The following is a 6,225-nucleotide window of genomic DNA, read 5'->3' as shown; positions in this document are numbered from 1 at the left end:
ATTTAAAACTTGCGCCATAGCCCCACCGCCCGCCCGCGGGCGGGCGGTGGGGCGAGCAGGAGCCATCAAAAATTTCAACTAAAAAAAGGATTGACTCATCAGCAGGCCAATGATCGAAAGTTTTGCGCCACGAGTGCTCAATAAATACAAAACGCTTCTGGGAGTCAATCCGCAGCAATTCACTTTAAAGCGCGCCGAGTGGGACGGTGAATTCTGGTATGTCTCGTTCGAGCAATTCTACAATGGCATCCCTGTTCATACCGGAAAATTCGGCTTTACCTTGAACAGCGACGGCAATATCGTCTCGATCGGCTCCGATGGCCATCCCGGCCTGGATTTGTCCGTCACGCCCCAACGCAACGCCGCAGAACTGGTCGAGATCGCCGAAAGCCGATTCAATGCTGAAAACCCGGATAGCCTGGCGCTTTTATCGCAACCAGAACTGCTGATCTATCCTGACCGGCTCGAAGAAGAAGTGAGATACCATCTGGCGTATAAGATCGAGCTGCACGACAAGCTCGGCGGCGATCAGCGCAGGTATTTCATCGACGCCAATACCGGAGATATTCTGTCTGATAGGTCAATCTTTAAATCCGGCAACTGGACAGTCAGCGGCAATGTCAAGGGTACGTATTGGCCGGTGAATTCCGGCGGCAGCCAGGAAGAAGCCACACCAGAATACCTGGCTGCTGTCAAGGTGTACAATACTCTCGGCCAGGAAATCAGCTCCGATGTTCTCGATGCCAATGGCGATTACAGTATGAACGGCAATCATGCCTACCAGACATTCTATGTCGATGTCGTCTTGCAAGGGAGCTGGGCAAAAATCAATAATCCGAGCAATCTCGTCAACGCCTCGCAATCCTTTGTGACCTCAGGTAACCATACCAGAAATTTCAACTTTTCGGATACACACGATGGCTTTCACGTCTATCACCACATGAATATCATTCACGACTTCATCAAAGGCTCGCCGTTCAACTACAACGGTATGGATTGGCAAATGGAAGCTCAAGTGGATCACGATGACGTGCCGAATGCCGATGCTAATGGCACAAGAATTCGGTTTGGCAACAATAATCGCAACTGGTGGGAATCGTCTGATGTGGTGTATCACGAATACACGCACAATATCGTGTACAAGGTTTATGGCGACAATTTTATCAGTGAAACTGGCGGCGAAATGGGTAGCGCAATGGATGAAGGCATCGCCGATTATTTTGCCGCTACGATAAATGAAGAACCGACTATTGACTGGGTCGGTAGAACTGTTTCAAATTCGTTGACAATGGATGATTATGATGATCCCAATGAATTTCATTATAACGGTCAGATCCTCTCTGGCGCGATGTGGGATTTGGAAAGCACAATATCGGAAAACACCGCTCGCAAGCTTAATTTCAAGGCCATGCAGATCACGCCAAGGCCGGATACTTTCGTGGAATTTGTCGATAACGTTATACTCGCAGATGACAACAACGGCAAACTCTGTGACGGCACGCCCAATTACGACGCCATCATCGAAGCCTTCGAAACGAATCACGGTATTGTTCCAACACTGAGCGCCGGGCAACCATTGTCCGTGAACATCACCGGTCCCGACATTCTGCAATGGAAATCCTTGGGAACCTGGACAGCCAATGTTACCGGTTGCAGTCCCTTCTCATATGAATGGCGTTTCCGCGAGGTTGGTGATCCCAATTGGTCCGCAGTCGTAAGCACTTCGCAGCAATATACGCGGGCAATGCTATACACCGACATGGAACTGCAAGTGAAAGTCACCAGCAACGGTCAAATCGTCTATGACACGCATTATGTCGAAGAAGGCTTTAACAAAGCCTCCGCGCCGGTTGCAGAAGAAAGCGCTTCGTTGCCGGAGGTTTTCTCCCTGTCGCAGAATTATCCCAATCCCTTCCATCGTTTGGCGCAAAGCTCACGACAAAGCCTTGAAACCAGCATTCGCTTTGGCCTGCCGGAAGAGGTTGAAGTACAGTTGGTGATTTTCGATCTCGTGGGCCGGGAAGTGCGGCGGCTGGTTAACCGGCCCCTGGCTGCGGGTTATCATAATGTGATCTGGGACGGCAAGGATGAAACCGGCAACGCCGCACCCACGGGCGTTTATTTTTATCAAATCATCGCCGGTGAGTTTCGCGAACAGAGAAAGCTGGCGTTGGTGCGATAAGGTCATATGGCCTGAATTAAACTTGATGGTTTGCGGCGGGGCGGCCGGGCCCCAAGCAGCCACTGCCAATATTTGACCAGACGAAAACGGCCCGCGCATCATCCGGAATTGTGCGCTGGCCGTTTTTCCAAATGGCGGGCGGTCATCTCCCTACAGGCCGAAGTATTCCAACGGCCACATGGCCTCCTTATCGAACCAAAAGCATTCGGCGTGTTTGCGTCCAAGCGCCGGCGCGGATGCGATAAAAATAGATCCCGCTTGCGACAGTGCTTCCCCTCTCATTTCGGCCATCCCAAACAGCTTCGTGTTGACCGCTTGCCAGCCTGCCGTTCACCAAGGTTCGCACAAGTTGACCGTTCACGGAATAAATGGCAAGCCGGACTTCCGCCGGCGCAGATAGGCGAAACCTGATCATGGTGCTGGGATTGAATGGATTGGGATAGTTTTGGCTCAGCGAGAAATCTGCTGGCAACTCCAGCTTTTCGCCTTTAACTTCGGTGGTGAAGTCCGAAAGCTGCGCATCGCCAACCAGATCGCCGTGATTGCCGTTCAGCGAATAGTCCCGCACATCATTCGCGCCGTCGCCGCCCATGCCGAGATCCGCCAACTCATCGAAACGCCAATAGCCCAGCAAGCCGCTGGAGGCGCTGGCATAAACCTCTGCGCCTAATGTGTCGCCCAGCGCCGCGCGAATTTGTTCTTGCGTGCGCGCAACGTTCCAAACCCGCACCTCATCAACCTGTCCGGCATACTGCGAATCGCCAGTCCCTTGCCGCGCCGCAATGCGGAATTCATCCTGGTTTTCATGCAAAAAATAATCGCTCACCAGTCCCGCGGCCGGAGTCGCATGAAACAGATTGCCGTTGATGTAAGTCTTGATTGCCGGCTGCGGCGCGTTGCGATCATAAACCAGGGCCACGTGCACCCACTCGTTTTCCCGCGCAAAGTAGCCGGTGTTGATCCAAATCCAGTGCGGCGAATCCACGGCAACTGCCCACCGCATCGTGCCATCGCTATAGCGCGCCAACTCATATTCCCCTTCTTTGTTGATAAAAACGCCCTGCAGGCTCGCGCTCCGGCCGTGCGGTTCCGGCTTGATCCATGCTTCCAGGGTGAAAGCCTCGCTCACTTCCAGCGTTGGCGAGGATCCCATGTTCACATAACCCTGAGTGCCGCTGCTGCGCAAATTGAACCCCGCAGTTTTGCCCGGAAGTTTCACTCCGGCTGCGCCACGATAAAATTCTCTTTTGTAGACGACCGAAATGGAATCGCCTTTCAACCCAATCCTGCCCTGTGAATCGCTGTTGTGGTTGGGCGGTTCTGTCACTTTAACATTCATGATCTGGCGCGACTCGTCCACATGAATCACCTCACGGGCGCCGCGCTCGGCGATCTGAAACTCGGAATAAGGATCGAGCGAAAATGGCGTGCCGGTCAAATTCACGTTGGCGAAAGCAGAATCGAGATGGGCGAAGGTCAGCCGGATGCTGCCGAAGAACAGCGGATCCTCGCCAAAAAAAGTGCCCTGCTGCGCGCTTCTCCATTCCCGTTTGGTAAAAGTGGTGTCGCCGGCGGAGATTTTGAAATTGTCGGGATTGATGCGGACTTTGGAAAAATAGACTCTGCGATAGTAAGGATCTTGAATCCAGTCGATGTAGTTCGAACTTTCATTGCTAACCGGCAGGGTGAGATACTCTCGCGGCGTGGCCAGAGGGTTCCCGGTTTTGGGATCAAAAAAGAGACAGTACAATTTCACCGGTTTGTTGGCGTCGCCGCCGGAAAAGAGCAGATATTCAGCTCCGGGATTGGGCAACAGCGCTGTGAACTTCTTCACTTCGGCGGCATTGGTGTAAAGCGCCGGCAAAATGATGCTCGTTTCGGTCACGTCGCCGCGCGCATTCTCGACCAAGACCTTGCCTTCCGGATCAGCCGGATTCTCAAACGGCACACTGTTGGTGTAGAATGAGTTTTCATCGGCAAACAACTCGATGTCGCGCTCGACGCCGTCGATGGTGACTTGTGCCCGCACCGACAAGATTGGAAAATTGCCCGGAAAGGCGCTGACATAAATCCGCTTGAACTCCGGATCGAACGTGGCCAGGTCAACCGCTGCCTGCGGATCAACGCCCGGACTCATGAGCGCCATCTGGGTGTTGCGAAACATTTTCAATCCCAGCAGATTTGGCGGCTGGCCCTGGCGGTTCCATTCCTGCAAGACAGGTTGCGAGGGCGTTGAGACGTACCAATCATCAGGATAGCGGCGGCCTGCGATCGTCGTTACGCCGTTGCTTTCTTCCACTTCGAACACCTGCGACAACACGTCACGAAAATTGAATCCAAGATTGTAAAAATCCGTGCCGACATAAACCTGATAATAGCGGATGTCGTCGCCGCCGAGATTTGCTTTCACCGTCACCACCACCGGATCGATTTCGCCTTCGAAACTTGACCACGCTTCGCGCGAATCAAAACTCTGCGTCGCCGGATTCCAGCGCGCGACATCGGCCTGCATCTGAGTAACCACCAAACCGAGCGGCGCGCCCATTTGAACGGCTTTCAATTCCTCCAGCGTCAAAATGATGTCATTGTTCTGGTCATCTTTCTCGATGGCAATGCTGCCCAATTCCGGGTAACGGCTGCGCGGCAAGCCCGCCGGAGCAAGGCGATTGGCAACCTGATTCGGCGTGAGGGTGGCGATGGTTTTTTCTCCCAACACCAAATTGAACGTCGGTTTGACATCGAGCGCCGTGGCGCTGCCGAGATTCTGCATGTACACGTTGAGCTTCAGGCGCGCGGCCTGGCTGGGATTGGTCGAGCGCGTGTTGCTCCAATTGGTGCCAAATGAACTCGTCGAGCTTTGTGTGCGGGTCCAGGTGTGCGAATAGGAAGCGGTGACTTCCGCACTCACCAGCTTTAACGGATTCAACGAGGCGCCCACCGTCACTTCGCCGCCGACTTCATCGCTGCTGCTGGTTTCGTTCGTGAATGATGAGCTTTGTTCTCCGCCCTCGCTGGTGGTGATTTCGCTGATGGGGATGACGTCGTAGTTGTCCATTCCAATTTTGATCACCGGGCGCGCCGCCACCAACGGATGATTTTCCGGCGCAGGCACCCCAGCGGGCATGTTCACACCGGAGACTTCCATGAAATCGCTGTAGGGATCGCCGTCCGTGCTCCACCGCAGGGGATCGGTTTTGTAGTAGGATTTGGCGGTGTCGCCGTCCCACGGCTGCAGGCCGGCGCCGGGCGAATAAGTGAAACCATTCACCTCCAGCAGGTTGTCGATGCCGTCTTCATCATCGTCGGCTGCTGCCGAAAGTTGAATCGTTCTGCCGTCCGCGGCGATCAACGAGATCACCTGTCCGTCCGCCGTGCTCCGCAAACTGATTTTTTGCGCGTGTAGACTGTTGTCCGTTGCGAACACGGACAATGCCACGAGCACCGGAAACAACCAATTTCCCCAAATGCGTGTAGCTGTTTTCATGGATATGCCTCCAATGATTTGAATTATACAGTTGGTGCAGTTCTTGATCATATAACGCAGGAAAACCGCGCCGAAGTGATAACACCAATCTGAGAAAATTTTTCCTGCACGAAGTTTAATATTGACAATGAGGCCCGCTGTTTTACTTTGACAGCGTGTGCCGGCAAACGCGGTGGCACAGCCGTCACATTCCTTCACCGCAACAACCTGAATTTTGCACCATGTCTGACCGAATCCGCGATGAGCGCGGGTTTGATCAAGATGCCAATTTATCAATTGGGTGAGGCACAAAAAAATTTGCACGAGAACTTGCCGGCAACTCCGAAGGAGTGAAATGGTTATAGTCATGCGCGCACGCCATTTCTACAAACTCCGAAAGGAGTGGCATATTCTTTTCATCGAAAGATCAAGGTTAAAAATTGAGCCCATGCAACATTTCACTCCTTCGGAGTTTTGAAGGGTGGTGGGACGAATTTCACTATAAACATTCCACCGCTTCGCGGTTTGTTTAAGACGATTATCGATTCTTTCTTGTCATATCTCAGCATGCAAAATTCAG

Annotated in this window: 2 protein-coding genes; one reads left to right on the top strand and one right to left on the bottom strand. The window is 53.0% G+C overall.

Annotation, left to right across the window (positions count from 1 at the left end; genetic code table 11):
• Positions 1 to 109 precede the first annotated feature (109 nt).
• On the top strand, positions 110 to 2,182 hold the full coding sequence (locus tag FBQ85_25200) for a hypothetical protein (protein MDL1878430.1): 2,073 nt from the start codon (positions 110 to 112) through the stop codon (positions 2,180 to 2,182).
• A gap of 187 nt (positions 2,183 to 2,369) precedes the next feature.
• Here FBQ85_25200 and FBQ85_25195 read toward each other — a convergent pair whose 3' ends face one another.
• Positions 2,370 to 6,014, bottom strand: a complete 3,645-nt coding sequence (locus FBQ85_25195; protein MDL1878429.1) for a T9SS type A sorting domain-containing protein — start codon at positions 6,012 to 6,014, stop codon at positions 2,370 to 2,372.
• Positions 6,015 to 6,225: the final 211 nt, after the last annotated feature.

The organism is Cytophagia bacterium CHB2, assembly GCA_030263535.1.
Classification (GTDB): Bacteria; Zhuqueibacterota; Zhuqueibacteria; order Zhuqueibacterales; family Zhuqueibacteraceae; genus Coneutiohabitans.
Note: the sequence above shows the minus strand (reverse complement) of the source record. Positions and strands in the feature narration are given on the sequence as shown.

Excerpts from the sequence above, each read along its gene's own strand:
- FBQ85_25200 (MDL1878430.1), top strand. The coding sequence starts at position 110 with ATGATCGAAAGTTTTGCGCCACGAGTGCTCAATAAATACAAAACGCTT.
- FBQ85_25195 (MDL1878429.1), bottom strand. The coding sequence starts at position 6,014 with ATGACTATAACCATTTCACTCCTTCGGAGTTGCCGGCAAGTTCTCGTG.